Origin of the sequence: Mycobacterium intracellulare ATCC 13950, from assembly GCF_000277125.1 — a bacterium.
In the GTDB taxonomy this organism is placed as follows: Bacteria; Actinomycetota; Actinomycetes; order Mycobacteriales; family Mycobacteriaceae; genus Mycobacterium; species Mycobacterium intracellulare.
In genome coordinates, this window is the sequence record NC_016946.1 from 5,150,880 (window position 1) to 5,166,325 (window position 15,446).

At 68.4% G+C, this 15,446-nt stretch carries 14 protein-coding genes and 1 pseudogene; 6 read left to right on the plus strand and 9 right to left on the minus strand.

Features of this window, described 5'->3' with window-relative positions:
• Window positions 1-164: 164 nt before the first annotated feature.
• Window positions 165-998, minus strand: coding sequence for an alpha/beta hydrolase (locus OCU_RS48790; RefSeq protein WP_014381448.1), 834 nt, complete (start codon window positions 996-998; stop codon window positions 165-167).
• 31 nt (window positions 999-1,029) lie between these two features.
• Here OCU_RS48790 and OCU_RS48795 point away from each other — a divergent pair.
• A pseudogene (locus tag OCU_RS48795) lies at window positions 1,030-2,086 on the plus strand (sigma-70 family RNA polymerase sigma factor).
• A gap of 13 nt (window positions 2,087-2,099) precedes the next feature.
• Window positions 2,100-3,512 (plus strand): alpha/beta hydrolase domain-containing protein, encoded by a 1,413-nt coding sequence (locus OCU_RS48800; RefSeq protein ID WP_014381449.1) that lies wholly within the window; start codon window positions 2,100-2,102, stop codon window positions 3,510-3,512.
• A gap of 151 nt (window positions 3,513-3,663) precedes the next feature.
• Here the strand turns inward: OCU_RS48800 and OCU_RS48805 are convergent, their stop codons facing one another.
• Window positions 3,664-4,797: an NAD(P)H-dependent amine dehydrogenase family protein gene (locus tag OCU_RS48805; RefSeq protein WP_029384940.1), complete on the minus strand. Its 1,134-nt coding sequence runs from the start codon at window positions 4,795-4,797 to the stop codon at window positions 3,664-3,666.
• Window positions 4,798-4,871: 74 nt separating this feature from the next.
• On the opposite strand from OCU_RS48805, the gene OCU_RS48810 reads away from it, so the two are divergent.
• From OCU_RS48810 to OCU_RS48825, 4 genes are all read left to right on the plus strand, one after another.
• Window positions 4,872-5,750 (plus strand): MarR family transcriptional regulator, encoded by an 879-nt coding sequence (locus tag OCU_RS48810; RefSeq protein WP_009955429.1) that lies wholly within the window; start codon window positions 4,872-4,874, stop codon window positions 5,748-5,750.
• 25 nt (window positions 5,751-5,775) lie between these two features.
• Window positions 5,776-6,501, plus strand: coding sequence for a pirin family protein (locus OCU_RS48815; protein ID WP_009955428.1), 726 nt, complete (start codon window positions 5,776-5,778; stop codon window positions 6,499-6,501).
• 56 nt (window positions 6,502-6,557) lie between these two features.
• Complete coding sequence (locus OCU_RS48820; RefSeq protein ID WP_014381450.1) at window positions 6,558-7,982, plus strand: YhgE/Pip domain-containing protein; 1,425 nt, start codon at window positions 6,558-6,560, stop codon at window positions 7,980-7,982.
• Between the two features lie 79 nt (window positions 7,983-8,061).
• A complete protein-coding gene (locus tag OCU_RS48825; RefSeq protein WP_085976465.1) occupies window positions 8,062-9,171 on the plus strand; it encodes a phosphodiester glycosidase family protein in 1,110 nt (369 codons plus the stop codon).
• On the opposite strand, the gene OCU_RS48830 is transcribed toward OCU_RS48825, so the two are convergent.
• The 7 genes from OCU_RS48830 to OCU_RS48860 all read right to left on the minus strand — a co-directional run bounded on the left by OCU_RS48830 (window position 9,164) and on the right by OCU_RS48860 (window position 15,439).
• Window positions 9,164-9,829, minus strand: coding sequence for a YoaK family protein (locus OCU_RS48830; protein WP_009955423.1), 666 nt, complete (start codon window positions 9,827-9,829; stop codon window positions 9,164-9,166). The genes OCU_RS48825 and OCU_RS48830 overlap by 8 nt on opposite strands.
• Window positions 9,830-9,903: 74 nt before the next feature.
• Entirely contained in the window at window positions 9,904-10,608 is a 705-nt protein-coding gene (locus OCU_RS48835; protein ID WP_014381451.1) for a hypothetical protein, read from the minus strand.
• A complete protein-coding gene (locus OCU_RS48840) occupies window positions 10,575-11,129 on the minus strand; it encodes a hypothetical protein (protein WP_009955421.1) in 555 nt (184 codons plus the stop codon). Before OCU_RS48840 ends, OCU_RS48835 begins: the two co-directional genes overlap by 34 nt.
• Window positions 11,126-12,097: an RDD family protein gene (locus tag OCU_RS48845; RefSeq protein WP_014381452.1), complete on the minus strand. Its 972-nt coding sequence runs from the start codon at window positions 12,095-12,097 to the stop codon at window positions 11,126-11,128. Before OCU_RS48845 ends, OCU_RS48840 begins: the two co-directional genes overlap by 4 nt.
• The gene (locus tag OCU_RS48850; RefSeq protein WP_014381453.1) at window positions 12,094-12,774 is read right to left on the minus strand and encodes an MFS transporter; all 681 of its coding nucleotides are present in this window, start codon (window positions 12,772-12,774) and stop codon (window positions 12,094-12,096) included. Before OCU_RS48850 ends, OCU_RS48845 begins: the two co-directional genes overlap by 4 nt.
• Window positions 12,744-14,294, minus strand: a complete 1,551-nt coding sequence (locus OCU_RS48855; RefSeq protein ID WP_014381454.1) for a virulence factor Mce family protein — start codon at window positions 14,292-14,294, stop codon at window positions 12,744-12,746. Before OCU_RS48855 ends, OCU_RS48850 begins: the two co-directional genes overlap by 31 nt.
• Window positions 14,288-15,439 carry a virulence factor Mce family protein gene (locus OCU_RS48860; protein WP_014381455.1) on the minus strand — a complete coding sequence of 384 codons (1,152 nt, stop codon included), beginning with the start codon at window positions 15,437-15,439 and terminating at the stop codon, window positions 14,288-14,290. Before OCU_RS48860 ends, OCU_RS48855 begins: the two co-directional genes overlap by 7 nt.
• Between the last annotated feature and the right edge of the window lie 7 nt (window positions 15,440-15,446).

The following is a 15,446-nucleotide window of genomic DNA, read 5'->3' on the forward strand; positions in this document are numbered from 1 at the left end:
TCCTCCTCATCGCTACGCTCTGCATCGTCACCGGCGCGAGTCATTAGCGCCGTTCCTCCTCATCGCTACGCTCTGCATCGTCACCGGCGCGAGTCATGGCGCCGTTCCTCCTCGCCCGTGCGAGTCATTAGCGCCAACGTACGGGAGCGGTCCGACACGCCCGCTCACAGCCGAGCGGTGATCCAGGAGACGACATCGTCGAGCACCTGCTCGCGCTCGGGCTCATTGAAGACCTCGTGATACAGGCCGGGATACACCTTCAGCTCGACGTCGGTGGACCCGACGCACTCGACGAGCCGACGGCTGCCGGCGACGGGAATCAACCGGTCCTCGGACCCGTGCACCACCAGCAACGGCGCCGTCAGCGCCGGCGCCCGCTGCGGCATCGTCTCGCCGACCTGCAGCAACGCGCGGCCGATGCCGGCCGGAACCTTGCCGTGGTACACCAGCGGATCGCTCTTGTAGGCCGCCACCACCGCGGGATCGCGCGAGATGGCGTCGACGTCGAGGTCCTGCGCCGGCAGGCCGGGCACGACGGCCCCCAGCACCTTGGCGGCCAGGGCCAGCAGCGGTGACACCTGGTCCTGGGCCGCCACCGCGGGCCCCGACAGCACCATCAGGTCGTAGTTGTCCGGGCGCTCGACGCCGTAGGCGAAGACGATCCCCCCGCCCATGCTGTGGCCCAGCACGACGCACTTGAGGCCGTGGTGTTCGCGCGTGGCGATGCCGACCAGGGTGTCGAAGTCGGTGGTGTACTCGTGGATGTCACGCACCACCGCCCGTTTGCCGCCCGAGCGGCCGTGCCCGCGATGGTCCAGCGCGTAGGTGACCAGGCCCGCCTCCCCGAAGCACTGGGCGACGTGGTCGTAGCGGCGGGCGTACTCGCCGAGACCGTGCGCCAGCACCACGACCGCCCGCGGCGGCGTGTCGGGGGTCCAGACGTCGTAGACGATGCGCACACCGCCGAATCCGTCGAAACTGCGTTCGGTGCGGTTCATCGGCTGGTCCTAGTCATTGAGGTGCAGCGTAATGGCTGGGATCCCGGCCGGGGTTGCGGACACTGCGTAGGCTCATCCGCGTGAGTCTTCTCGCCCAAGACCCCGAAGGCGACGCGGTGCTGGGGACCGATTTCTCGGCCCAGGCCGAGCCCTATCGCCGCGAGCTGCTCGCCCACTGCTATCGGATGACCGGGTCGCTGCACGACGCCGAAGATCTGGTGCAGGAGACGTTGCTGCGGGCCTGGAAGTCCTACGACCGTTTCGAAGGCAAGTCCTCGCTGCGGACCTGGCTGCACCGCATCGCCACCAACACCTGCCTGAGCGCGCTGGAGGGCAAGGGGCGCAGGGCGTTGCCGGTGGGCCTGGGCGCCCCGAGCTCGGACCCGACCGCGGAGCTGGTGGAGCGCCGCGAAGTGCCCTGGCTCGAGCCGCTGCCGGAGTTGACCGATCACCCGGCGGACCCGTCGGTGGTCGTCGGGTCGCGGGAGTCGGTACGGCTGGCGTTCGTGGCTGCGCTGCAATACCTTCCGCCGCGGCAGCGGGCGGTGCTGCTGCTGCGCGACGTGCTGCAGTGGCGCTCCGCCGAGGTCGCCGAGGCGGTCGGCACCACCACGACCGCCGTCAACAGCCTGCTGCAGCGGGCCCGGTCGCAACTGGACGCCGTCGGTCCCAGCGCCGACGACCAACTGGCGCCGCCGGATTCGCCCGAGGCCCAAGACCTGCTGGCCCGCTACATCGCCGCGTTCGAGACCTACGACATCGACCGCCTGGTGGAGTTGTTCACCGCGGAGGCGATCTGGGAAATGCCGCCGTACGCCGGCTGGTATCGGGGCGCGGCGGACATCGTGACCCTGATCCACCAGCAATGCCCGGCCGAGGCGGGCGGAGACATGCGGCTGCTGCCGCTGGTCGCCAACGGTCAGCTCGCCGCCGCGATGTACATGCGCGCCGGCGACGTGCACGTCCCCTTCCAGTTGCATGTGCTGGATGTGCACGGCGAGAAGGTTTCTCACGTGGTGGCGTTCCTCGATGAGACGTTGTTCACGAAGTTCGGGCTGCCCGGTTCGCTGTCCGCCGGTCAGGAGTAAGAAGGTTGCGCACATGACGAATTCCACCGCCCTGGTCACGGCCGCGCCCGGCAAGCCGCTGCTGCTGCTGAGCGCCTATGACCTCGCCGACGTGGGCTACCGCGTCAAGGAATTCTTCGTTTCCGCGACGGCGTCGTCCTATACTCCGGTGTCCGAGTTGGGACCCGATGGCCGCTGGGACGTAACACCCTCGGGCTCCGCCGATTTCACGACGCGGATCGTGGTGTTGACACCCACCGATCCGGCGCGATTCAACGGAACCGTGCTGGTCGAATGGCTCAACGTGAGCGGCGGCATCGACGCTCCCGCGGTATGGATGATGGCGCACCGCGAAATCATCCGGTCGGGCTACGCCTACGTCGGGGTCTCGGCGCAGCGGGTGGGGGTCGAGGGCGGCGACAGCCTGCTCGGCGCGGACATGTCGCTGAAAACCCAGGACCCACAACGGTATGCGCCCCTACACCACCCGGGCGACGCCTTCTGCTACGACATCTTCTCCCAGATCGGCGGCCTGCTCAAATGCGACGAGGGCCGGGCCCTGCTGGGGGATCTGCCCGTGCGGCGCGTCATCGCGCTGGGCGAATCGCAATCGGCCATGTTCCTCACGACCTACATCAACGCCGTCGACCCGTTGGCCCGCACCTACGACGGGTTCCTCGTCCATTCCCGTTTCGGCTCAGCCGCCCCGCTCGACGGAACCTCGATCTTCGCGGAAACCGAAGAGCCGCAAGGGGTTGCGTTCCGCCCGGAGCTGCGCGTCCCGCTGCTGACGGTCGTCACGGAAACCGACGTGTTCGGCGGAGCCCGGCAGGGCTACTACTTCGCCCGCCAGCCCGACAGCAACTACCTGCGGGTCTGGGAGATCGCCGGCGCCGCCCACGCCGACAACTACACCATCCAGGTCGCGTTCATCGACAGCGGGTCGGCGCCGCTCGCGGACATCGCCGCCGCCTACACGCCGACCAACATGCTGATGGGCCAGCAGTTGGCGCACTGCATCAACTTCGGGCCGCAACACCACTATGTGGTGCAGGCCGCGCTCGCCGCCCTCAACACGTGGGTCGCCAGCGGCGAGCCGGCGCCGAGCGCGGAACCCCTTAAGGCCCGGGAAACCGAAGGGCCGCAACCGGTTCTGGATGGCAACGGCCTCGCCCGCGGAGGGCTCAGGACCCCCTGGGTGGACGTGCCGGTCGCCCGGACGTCGGGGCTGGGTGGCGAGGAAAGCATCATGTCCATGATCTTCGGCTCCGGCGAGCTTTTCGACGCCGCCACGCTGCGCCGGCTCTATCCCGGCGGGAGCACGGAATACCTGGAGCGCTTCACCGGCGCGCTCGACGCGGCGATCCGCTCCGGATTCATTCTGGCGGCCGACCGCGCCGAGATCCTGGAGCTCGCCGCCGCGACGTACCCCGGCGCGCGGTCCTAGGCAAGATTGCCCGCCTCCTCACTCGCGCCGTTCCGGCGCTCGCCGTCACCGGGCGAGGCAAGATTGCCCGCCTCCTCACTCGCGCCGTTCCGGCGCTCGCCGTCACCGGGCGAGGCAAGATTGCCCGCCTCCTCACTCGCGCCGTCACCAACTAGAACAGCCTGCTGTCGGGCGGCGGGCCCGGCACCGGACGCAACAGGCCGTTCCCGGTGATCAGCGGCAGGTCCAGCGCGGAGAGCAGCCCGGGCGCGGCGGCGCACACGGCGGGGATGGCGTTGACCATCCTCGAGGAGCCCGCGATGCGCGCCCCCAGGTCGTGGTCGTGGTCTTCGGCCATCTCGAATTCGCAGCGCATGCTGGGGGAACCCTCGATCTCGACGCGGTACAACCCGCGGCCGGACGCCGGGCCGTAACCGAGGTCCTTCGGCTCGATGCAGATGCGGGGCTGGGGCCAGTCCGGGGCGATGTCGTCGCGCATGCGCGTCACGTGGTCGAGGACGAAGGTCGGTTTCCCCCCGACGTAACCGGTCAGCGTCGAGCGCATGGCCGCGATCGTTCCGGCCGCGATGTGCCCCGTTGGCGTGTCGAAAGATTCGCCGGCGGGGATCCGCTCGTTGGCCTCCTCGATGTTGTCGATCTTGACCCCCAACCCGGCGGCGAGCTGGTGCAACACGGGCCCCCAGCCGAAGGTGAAAATCCCCGGCTGGGCCGCGAAGGCCGGGTAGTCCGGTTGCTGCCCGAACCCGAGGATCTCGTAGACGGCGGAGCGGTCCGGGTAGGTCGCGTAGTTGAACATCTCGGTCACGCGCACCGATTCGATCACCCGCGACACGCCGGTAAGCATCAGCGGCAGAACGTCGTTGGCGAATCCGGAGTCGATGCCGGTGGTGAAGAACGACACCCCGCCGTCGATCGCGGCCTGGCGCAGCGGCTCGGTGAACGCGGCGTCGACGGCGTCGGGAAAGACCAGCGGCACCACCGAACACGACACCACGTTCTTTCCGGCCCGCAGGATCGACACCATGTCCTCGACGGCGTCCAGCGGCCGCAGGTTGGCGGCGGCGGCGTACACCACGGCGTCGGCGTCGCCGGCGAGCATGGCCGCCGGATCCTGGGTGGCCACCACGCCCACCGGCGCAATGCCGCACAGCTCCCCGGCATCTCGGCCGGCCTTGGCATCGCTGTGCACCACGACGTCGACCAGTTGCAGCTCCGGATGGTCGATCACGCCACGCAGGGCGACCACTCCCATGGACCCGGGCCCCCACACCCCCACCTTCAACACGATTGTCTCCTAATATTAGGACATATATTCTGGCATTTTGGACGGATCGTAGGGAGGCGGCGGTGGCTACGTCAATGGCGCAGGCGCGCGGCGAACCACGCCCCAAATCGCCGCCGACGGCGCGGGTGATGGATGTCCTTGCCGCCCTGGCGAATTCGCCGGGTGGGCTCACATCGGCGGAACTGGCAAAACGTTGCGCCATCAGCACCTCGACGTGCGCCCTCGTGCTGGCCGAGTTGGAACGGCGCGCCTGGGTGGCGCGGCGCGGGGATCGTCGCTACGTGCTGGGCAGCGGGCTGTTCGGGCTGGTGCACGGGCTGCGCGAGCAGTTTCCGCTGCTGGACCGCGGGCGCGACGCGCTGCGCTTCCTGCACGACAGGCTCGGCGCGGGCTGCTCGATGTCGAAGATCGGCGCCCGGCACCTGATCACCGTCGACACGGTCGGCCACGGCACCGACGGCGAACACGCTGTGGGCCAGCGCTTCCCCATCGACCCGCCCTTCGGCCTGGTGGCCATGGCCTGGCGCGACGAGGATTTCGTCCAGGCCTGGCTGCATCGCGTGATGCCCCGGCTCACCCGCGCCGAAATCTCCGAGCACCAGCGTGTGCTCGCCGATATCCGTGCCCGCGGCTATGGCGCGTGGCGCTTCGACGACACCCACCAGTCGCTGCACCATCGGCTGGCCGAGGTGCTGGCCTCGCTGGAGCCGACGGCCCACGTCACGCGTCAGCTCACCACGCTGATGACGATGGTGACGCTGCGGTCGGTCACCGATGTCCTCGAAACGGACTTGGCCACCGCCGAATTCGTCGTGCTGCCGATCTTCTCCCCCGATGGCCAGCCGGAGTATCAGATCGAGATCCACCTGGGCCACGCCACCGGGTTGACCCTGCCCGAGCTCGACGCCGCGCTCCGCCACGCCCAGCGGCTGCTCACCGCGGCGGTCGGCTGACCCGCCCGGGCATTACGCTGGGATCATGTCTGCCACCGCGGAGATCCGCCGCGCGGCCGATCGGGCCGTCACCACCACGCCGTGGTTGACCTCCCGGCACTCGTTCTCCTTCGGCGACCACTACGACCCGGACAACACCCACTACGGGTTGCTGTTGGTCAACAACGACGACATCGTCTCCCCCGGAACGGGATTCGACACGCACCCGCACCGGGACATGGAAATCGTGACCTGGGTGCTGCGCGGCGAACTGTCCCATCGCGACTCCACCGGCAACCACGGGGTCGTCTATCCCGGACTGGCGCAACGCATGTCGGCCGGCAGCGGCATCCTGCACTCCGAGCGCAACGACTCCCCCAGCGAGCCGGTGCATTTCGTGCAGATGTGGGTGGTACCCGACGAGTCCGGCATCGACCCGAGCTACCAACAGCACGAGATCGACCCGAAAATGCTGGACGACAACCTGGTGACGATCGCCTCAGGCATCCCCACCCACGACGCGGCCATCACCCTGCACAACCGCCACGCCGCGCTGCACGGCACGCGCCTGCGGGCCGGGGCGGCCGCGCACCTCCCGGCCGCGCCCTACCTGCATCTTTTCCTGGCCCGCGGCCGGGTCAGCGTCGAAGGGATCGGGGAGTTGCACGCGGGCGACGCCGTGCGATTGACCGACGCCGACGGCCGCCGCGCGGCGGCGAGCGAGCCCTCGGAACTGCTGCTGTGGGAGATGCACGCCAAGCTGGGCGACTGAGACATGGAGGGCCGGCGACGCAGCCCATAGAGTGGGCACGACAGACAGGAGTCGGCATGCCTCAGTCGCACGCGCAGCACGCGGCGCCCAATCCCAAGCACAACATCAAGGCGATCCGCACCGTGCGGTTCTGGGCGGCGCCCCTGATCATCACGTTGGCGCTGATGTCGGCGCTGTGCGCGCTCTACCTCGGCGGCATCTTGAACCCGAGCACCAACCTGCACCATTTCCCCATCGCGGTGGTGAACGAGGACGCCGGCCCCGGGGGCGCGCAGATCACCGACCGGCTGGTCAATGGGTTGGACAAGAACAAGTTCGACGTCCGCGTGCTCTCCCGCGGCGAGGCCAAACGTCAACTGGACACGGGCCGGGTCTACGGGTCGGTCGTGATACCGCCCAGCTTCTCGTCCAAGCTGCGGGACTTCGGGACCAGCGCCGTGGCGCCGATCCGCGCCGAACGGCCGTCGATCACCGTCTCCACCAACCCGCGGGCCGGCACGCTGGGCGCGAGCATCGCCGGCCAAACCCTCAGCACGGCCATGGGGATGGCCAACGGCATAGCGGGGCAACGGGTTACGGCGGAGGTCGCCGCGCAGACCGGCGGCGCGCCGCTACCCGGCGCGGCCCAGGTGGGGCTGGCCGCCCCCATCGAGATCCAGTCGGTCGTCTACAACCCGCTGCCCAATGGCACCGGCAACGGACTGTCCGCGTTCTATTACGCGCTGCTGCTCCTGCTTGCCGGGTTCACCGGCAGCATCGTGGTCAGCACGCTGGTCGACGCGCTGCTCGGCTACGTGCCCGCCGAATTCGGCCCGGTGTACCGATTCGCCGAGCAGGTCAGGATCTCGAGATTCCAGACGCTGCTGCTCAAGTGGGCCATGATGGTGCTGCTCGGACTGCTCACCTCGGCGGTGTACGTCTGGATCGCCGACGCGCTCGGCATGCCCATCGATCTCAGTTGGCAACTCTGGGCGTTCGGCGTGTTCGCGATCGCCGCGGTGGGCATCACGTCCAGTTCGCTGCTCTCGGTGCTCGGCACCGCGGGGATGTTGGTGAGCATGCTCATCTTCGTGATCCTCGGCCTGCCGTCGGCCGGAGCCACGGTGCCGCTGGAGGCGACGCCGTCCTTCTTCCGATGGCTGGCCGAATTCGAGCCGATGCATCAGGTTTTCCTGGGCGCGCGATCGCTGCTGTACTTCGGCGGCCGCGGGGATGCGGGCCTGAGCCAGGCGCTGACCATGACGGCGGTGGGCCTCGTCATCGGCCTGCTGCTCGGCGGCATCGTCACGCACCTCTACGACCGCAAGGGCTTTCACCGGATCCAGGGCGCGGCCGCCCTGGCGCTCGCGCAGGAACACCAGGCTCAACACAAGGCCCGCCGCGGCAAGCGGGCCGAGCCCGCCGCCACCGAGTCGGCGCCGGCCGCCACCGAATCAACCCCGGACGTCGCCGAGCCCGAAAGTTCCAGCGAACAAACGTAATTCGCACGTGGCCCCAGCGTCATCGGCTCGTTATCTTTATTGACAGTGTGACTAATGAGGCTGATGATGTCTCTGTTGCATCCAGATCATGGCCGAAAGGGCTATCGTGCTGACCCGACGCGCCAGCTTCCGCCGGCTGGCGGCGTGCTGCACCGCCCTCCTCGCCTGCTTCACGCTGGCCGCCACCAACGGGCTGCCCCTGGCGCGAGCCGCCGACGGGCGCGATCTGCTCGCCAACGCCATCGGCAGCACCCGCGGTTCCTACCTGGTGTACAACTTCGGCCCCGGCCATCCCGCGCCGATGCTCAACGCCGCCGGCAGCTGGTATGAGATGAACAACGGCGGCCACCTGATGATCATCAAGAACGCGGCCGGACGTCTCTCACCGCACCTGCTGGTCGACACGCACCAGGGCGACCAGGCCCGCTGCGAGAACAATCCCGGCGCCCGCACCGGGGAGGGGCTGTGGCAGGCCTCGGAGCTCTACACACCGCTGCAGGCGTGGCAACGCATGGGCCAGCCGACGATCGCGATCAACGCCAACTTCTTCGACGTGCGCGGGCAAAAGGGCGGTTCGTGGCGCCAGACCGGGTGCAGCTCACCGTTGGGCGCCTTCGTGGACAACACCAATGGCCGGGGCCGCGCCAACCAGGCGGTCACGGGCACCCTCGCCTATCCCGGCAAGCAGGGTCTCTCCGGCGGCGGCGAGAGCTGGAGCGCGCTGACGACGATGATCCTGCCGTCCGGCGGCGCGCCGTATGTGGTGTGGCCCAAGACAAAAAAGGACTACGACGCCGCGACCCCGGTCGTCCAGGATCTGCTCAGCAAGAACGAGAGGTTCGTGGCGGTGTCGGGCATCGGGCTGCTGGCACCCGGCAACACCGAACAGCTGCACGACGGCGGGCCCAGCGCCGCGCGAACGGCGTTGGCCTACGCGCGGCAAAAGGACGAGATGTACATCTTCGAGGGCGGCAACTACACCCCGGACAACATGCAGGACCTCTTCCGCGGGCTGGGCAGCGACAACGCCGTGCTGCTCGACGGCGGTGGCTCCTCGGCGATCGTGCTGCGCCGTGACACCGGCGGCATGTGGGCCGGCGCCGGCTCCCCCAGGGGGTCGTGCGACACCCGACAGGTACTCTGCGACTCACACGAGCGGGCGCTGCCGAGCTGGCTCGCGTTCAACTAACCACGGCCGCAGCGCCTTTCGTTGCACCGGGCCCGAACCTGAAGATCAGCAGGCTCGTCGCTATCACCGCCGCGGCCACGACGAACACCGGGGCGACCGTGTACCTCGACATCGTCGCGCCGACGAAGGCGCCGGCGCCCATCGTGACGACAACGCCGACCCGCAGCCTTTGGCGCTCACCGGTGCCGCCAGCCAGCCGGCTGTCCAGGCCGAGGCTGACGATCGTCGATGTCAGCACGGTGGTGGAGAGTTCCGGGATGCCGAACTGGCGCGCGCTCGAGTGCTGCAGCCCGAACGTCACGGCGAGGATGCCGATCATGACGAGGGTGGAATTCCGTTGGTAGGTCAGCACTCCCGCGCCCGCCAGGATCGACACGGTAACCAGCAGGACGATCTCCGTGGCCAGCACCGTGGTGATCCACGCCCGCGTCCGTTCGCCGAAATGCCGGGACAGCCGGCCGCTGAGCACGGTGGTGCACACGAAGGTCGGCAGGGCGACCACGACGGCGGTCAGGTCGATGCTGGTTCTCGGCGCCAGCCAGAAACCCAGGAAGATCACGTTGCCGGTCATGTTGGCGACGAACACGTGGCCGAGCACCAGGATACTGATCGCGTCGGCCAGTCCCGTCGCGAACGTCAGCAACAGCAGCGCCGCCACCGTCGATCGTTGTGAGACCGGTGAGGTAACCGCCATGGGGTGCAGTCTATTTCGGCGTGCCCGTGGCTGCGGCGTCAGGTTTTCGGTGTCAGATCCAGCGAGGTGATCGTCGTCATCCTGGTCACCAGCCAGCGGCTCTTTTGACGCTTCATGAACAGCCGATAGGACAGGTACTTCAGCGACGGCACGTTCTTGGTCAGCGGGCTGGTCGACGTGGTGTTGGTGTAGATGATGACCACGGCGTTGTTGTCGTCGAGCGATTCGACCGCCGCGCCGGTGACGTCGGTGTGGTTGGTGATCTTGGCCTGTTTGTTGGGCGCCACGATGGCGTCGACGAATTTGCGGTACTGCGCCGCGAAATCGCCGGTGAGATAGGCGGATGCGCGGTCGGCGAGGGTGTCCATGTTTTCCGGGGTGTAGGTCCACAGCGTGGTGATCGCGTTGGCCGCCGTGCGCGCGACGTTGATTTTCGTTTCGGCGACGGCCCGGTCGGTTAGGTAGGGCTGCACCATCGCGCCGGCGAACCCGGCGGAGCCGACGAACAGCACGGCGGCGACCAGGGCGACGATTGCCCATGCCTTGCCGGCGAGGCGCCGCTTGCGTGGCGCCGGCGCCGGGGCGTCCGCCGCCTGCTCGCCGGCGTCCTCGGTAGCCTCGGCGTCGGTGGCGTCGTCGGTGGCCCCGGCGTCGCCGTCGTCCGGCGCCGCAACGGTCGCCTCGTCAACGGTCGCCTCGTCCTCGGCGGTCAGATCACCTGCTGCAGGTTGCTGATCTTCCACTGGTTACCTTCCTGCGTCGCGGTTGCCGCCCAACGATTGGCGTTCTCCAAAACCTGTTTCTCGTCCGGTGATTTCGTGGTGATGGCCGTGGCCACCATGACATTGGCGCTGCCGTCGTCGTTCCATCGCTCCAGGCCGGCGTCGAGCACGCTGCCCGTGGCCGGTTCGGCACGGGCGACCTGAAGCAGGATCTCGTTGGCGTTCTTCTCGTACTGCTTGGCGAAATCGCCGGTCGCCTGGGCGAGTATCCGGTTCACGTAGTCGTTGGCGTGAAATGGGTCGATGGAGGTGAACTGCGTCATGAATCCGGTCACGTAGGTGAGCACCTCGCGGTCCCGGGACGCGGCGCGCGCCCGGGATTCGTGAGAGCCCCACATCAGCGCGCAAACGCTGATCGCCGCGACCATCAGCACCGCCGCCACCGTGGCGGCCAGCGGCACCAGCCATCCTTGCCGCGGCGGCACCGGGTGCTCGACGAGCAGTGGCCGCTCACCGGGCGTGAACTTGCGGCGCGGGCTCATTTGCCGTTCCCCGGCGGCTTCGGCTTGGACAGCACGGTGAGATCGTCGACGCGCCAAGCGTTTCCGCCGCCCTTGGCGAAGTTCACCCGCACGGTTGCGCTGATGTAGCGCACCTCGGGTGCCGCGCCGCGCCGTCCCTGCATGAACAGCAGCATGGTGGCCCGGTTCGGGGCGGCCGATTCGATCGAGCTGTTGGTGACCCAGTACTCGTTGATGACCGGGGTGCCCTTGCGCACCAGGTCCTGCTGGGCCGCCAACTGTCCGCGGTACTTGTCGGTCGCCAGCGACTGCGCCCGGGCGAAGTCGTCCTGCAGCGACTTGGGGTCATACGTCAGCATCTGGGCCACGATCTTGGGCCCCTGCGTGGCGATTTCGGCGCGGGTCTGATCGCTCGCCCGCTGTGGGGCGTACCCCGCGCCGTAGCTGAGCGCGGCGCCGCCCAGGCACACCGCCGTCGCGGCCAGCACCGCGCCCGCGGCCCAGCGCCGGACGTTCCGGGGCGCCTGGTCCGGCTGCAGGCGTCGCGCCTCGGTGCGCGCCACCATGTCGGCGAACGTGCGGCGACGCGAATCCCACAGCGGCCACAGCCATCCCACCACCGTCGCGGTGTCGAGCAGGTGGACGACGTCGCGCAGCAGCAGCGTCCACGGCCCCGCGGCCTCACCGCCGCGACGCGTCACGGCGATGCCCGCCACGCCGCGGCCCAGGCTCCAGCCGAGGATGGTCGGCAGCAGCAACCGGTTGACCAGCATCGCCAGGACGGCGAGTCCCATGACGCAGATGGACACCCACCACCACACGCCGCGCGCCGGCACCGTGAGCGACACCAACGCCAGCGTCGCCAGCACCGCCACGCCCGGCAGCACGTCGATGGCGAAGGCGCCGACACGAGAATGCCAGGGCGCCAAGGCTTCCCGCGGTGGCTCTGGGACGTCCGTGGGTGCAGTCTGTTCGACCACCACCGTCACTTCGTCACCTGGTCGAGTTTGGAGATCCTGTATTGCCCCTCGGCGAAGGCCATCTTCACCCGCAGGCGGTAGCCGGTCTCGTTCTCAGTCTGATCGCTGGCCACCTTGACGCGGAGCGCGACAAGGATATTTATCGACCCGTCGGGGTTGTTGCGCTCGACCGCCGCCCGCACATCGGACACCTGAACGTGGATGTTCGCGGCCTGGTACGCCTGAACGAGCATGCTGGTATACAGCAAGGCCTGCGTGCGGAAAGTGTCTGTGCCACATTCGATGATCTTCTGCTCAGCCGCGGTCATCGCGTTGGTGTCCGGCGCCTGCGTCGCCGTGACGCATTCGACCGCCGCCTTGAGCGCGGTGGCATCGTTGCGGGCGATCACCAGGCTGTCGCGGTGATAGCGCTGCGCGAGGTAGCCCCCCGCCCCGATCGCGGCGGCGCACAGCACCAGCAGCACCGCGATGGCGGCCAGCCACCCGCGTCCCACCCGCGACGGGCCGCGCGGCGCGGTCGCACCGGGCTCACCGGATTCCACCGGATCCTGGGGGTCACCCTGCGGATCGGCCTGCTCGGCTCCGCTGTCGGGTGCCGTCGAATCCTCGTCCTTGTCTTCGGGGCTCAACGAATCGTCGTCCGTGTCGATGGGGTTCAGCCGGCTGGTGCCAGCATCTCCTTCCATCCGTCGTCTCCTGTTCTGGTCGAGTTCTCGACGGAGTATTTAACCCCGTCTGGCCCCACCAGTTCACCGCTTTGGGGACTGTAGACCGCCGTGGGAGGCCCGCTGGGGGTGTAGACACACGGGTTGGGTTGCTGGCCGTTGCACTGCACGCTACCCGACCCCGGCCGCGACAACGGATCGCTGGTGGGCGGGGGAGTCCCCGCCACCCGGTCCGAGGGCGCGGGGTTGAGCCCGTTGTTGATCGACGGCGCGGGGATCACCATGCCCGGGCGCACCGACTGATCGCATCGCGCTCCCGGCGCGGGGCAGGTCAGGATCTGGTTGGGGTCGCCGTACCAGGGGTTGGTGCCCGCCGGAACGTACGGCTTGGGGTCGCGGCATTCCCGCGGGGTGGCCGCCCGTTTGCCCGGGATGTCCGTACAGGGGATGTTGCGCGACCCGCGCACGCTGTTGGCCGGTGTCTCCATCGGGATCTTGCAGTACGTGCCCGTCGGCAACGGCTGAATGCTGGTGTCCGCCGGGGACCGCCACTCCGAGGCCGGGATGAAGCCGGTCAGGCACGGCGGCGGCTGGTTGATCGACAGCGCCAGGTCGAGCGCGGCCATGTTCGGGAATGGGGCGGCCACCGTCTGGGCGATCGACGCGCCCTGCGGAAGGAACACCAGGACCTGCTCGACGCCGGTGTGGTAGCGCTTGAGCAGGTCGAAGACGACCTCAAGGTTGGCCAGCGTCTGCGGCAGCGACTCCCGGACGCCGCTGAAGAGGTCGTTGACCTGATCGGCCGTCGGCGCCGCCTGGTGCAGCAGGCTTTTCAGACGCTGGTCCTGCTGCGCGGACTGGGCGGCGAGCCTGTTCAGGTTGCGTGCCCAGCGCTCGATGTTGTCGCGCGATTTGACCTGGCTGTCCAGCACCGGGCCGGAGTTCTCGATGATGTCGTTGACGTCGGTGATCTGGGTCTTGAAATCGCCGACGATGGCCTGGGTGGAGTCGACCAAGCGCTGCAGGGCGGGACCCAGCCCGCCGACGGATTGCGCCGTCTCGTCGAGCAGCTGGCCGATCTTTTCCTTGGGCAGCACCGCCAAGCCGCGGTTCGCCGTGTCCAGGGCCGGCCCGATTTCGGCGGGCACCGTGCCCTTGGTGATGGTCTGTCCGTCCGCGAGGTACTTGCCGGGGTTTCCGCTCGACACCAGGTCCAGGTATTGCTCACCGACGGCCGAGACCGAGTGCACGTTGGCGATCGTGTCGGTCGGGATCTTGTAGTGGCTGTCGATGCTCATCGTCGCCTCGGCGCCGCGCTCGGTCGGCTCGACGTCGGTGACCTTGCCGATGGTGATGCCGCGATAGGTGACATTCGCCGTCGGATACAGCCCGCCCGAGGCGGGCAGCTCGGCCTTCAGCGTGTACCGGCCGATGCCCATCAGGCTCGGGATCTGCAGGTAGTACACCCCGAGCACGAGCAGCGAGATGACGGTCAGGATCCCGAAGGCGATCAGCTGGCGTCGGATGAAGGGAGTCAGCAATTCCTGTCCCCCCTTTCCACCAGCGGTCCACCCGGCGCGTCATTCGGGTTCGGCGTGTAGCGCACGTCGGGGATCATCGTCTCGGGGTCACGCCCGAACGACTGCTCGAGCGCCCGCAGGGCTCCCGACAGCCCGGTCCCGGTCAGGAACGCGTTGTCGACCGCGCTGTAGGTCAGGTCCAGCGTCAACGAGATGTTGATGTAGTCGCCGCGGAAGATCTTCGGCACCGTGTCGATGTCGAACGGCTGCGTGAGGATCAACTTCAGCGCGCCGATCAGGTACGGCGAGGCCCGGCCGAGCTCCTTCAACGGGCATTGCAGCGCCTGCAGGTCGGTGTACAGCGGCGCTCGCGCCTCCGACAGGTACTGGTCGGCGACCTGGCTCAGGCGCCCCACCGAATCGACGGCGTTGATCAGCAGGTTTTGCGTGTCGGCGAAGTGTTTGATCAGCGGCGGGATGTCGGTGAGCACCCGGTCCAGGACATCCGCCCGCCCGCCGACGTAGGTCAGCAGCCGGTTGGTGGAGTCGATGGCGTGGGTGATGTCGTCGCGCTGCGCGTTGAGCTGGGTGGTGAAGGTGTCCAGCTTGCCGAGCAGGGACCGGATCGCCTCGCCGCGGCCGTTGAAGATGTTGTAGATCTCGTTCTGCAGCACCTCCAGGTTGGGGATGCCGCCGCCGCGCAGGATCAATGAAAGGCTGGCCAGCGTCTGCTCGGTGGTGGGATACGCCGACGAGTTCTTCAGCGGAATGGTGTCGCCGTCCTTGAGCAGCTCGGGCGACGGGTTCGGCGGCGACGCGAGCTCGACGTGCTGCGAACCCAGCAGCGAGGTCTGGCCGATCTTGGCGGTGGCGTTCTTGGGCAGCTTGGTGTGCTTGTCCAAGCCCAGCGTCAGGGTGGCCACCCAGTTCTTCAGGTTGATGGCCTTGATCGAGCCGACGAACACGTCGGCCACCATCACCTTGCTGTTGCCGTTGATCGCCAGGGTGTCGGGCACCTGCACATAGATGGTCATCGATCCCGCGCCGCTGCCGGGGCCGCCCGGAATCGAGACGTTCGAGATGCCCTTCCAGCCACACGAGCTCAGCACCATCGCGGCCACCAGCAGGGTCAACCCCTGCCAGGCCCGGTGCCGGATCAGCCTCATCGCGCTC

Bases quoted from the DNA above. Each gene is read 5' to 3' on its own strand.
- OCU_RS48790 (WP_014381448.1), bottom strand. From the start codon at position 998: ATGAACCGCACCGAACGCAGTTTCGACGGATTCGGCGGTGTGCGCATC.
- OCU_RS48800 (WP_014381449.1), top strand. From the start codon at position 2,100: ATGACGAATTCCACCGCCCTGGTCACGGCCGCGCCCGGCAAGCCGCTG.
- OCU_RS48840 (WP_009955421.1), bottom strand. From the start codon at position 11,129: ATGAGCCCGCGCCGCAAGTTCACGCCCGGTGAGCGGCCACTGCTCGTC.
- OCU_RS48860 (WP_014381455.1), bottom strand. From the start codon at position 15,439: ATGAGGCTGATCCGGCACCGGGCCTGGCAGGGGTTGACCCTGCTGGTG.
- OCU_RS48815 (WP_009955428.1), top strand. From the start codon at position 5,776: ATGTCTGCCACCGCGGAGATCCGCCGCGCGGCCGATCGGGCCGTCACC.
- OCU_RS48820 (WP_014381450.1), top strand. From the start codon at position 6,558: ATGCCTCAGTCGCACGCGCAGCACGCGGCGCCCAATCCCAAGCACAAC.
- OCU_RS48810 (WP_009955429.1), top strand. From the start codon at position 4,872: ATGGCGCAGGCGCGCGGCGAACCACGCCCCAAATCGCCGCCGACGGCG.
- OCU_RS48850 (WP_014381453.1), bottom strand. From the start codon at position 12,774: ATGGAAGGAGATGCTGGCACCAGCCGGCTGAACCCCATCGACACGGAC.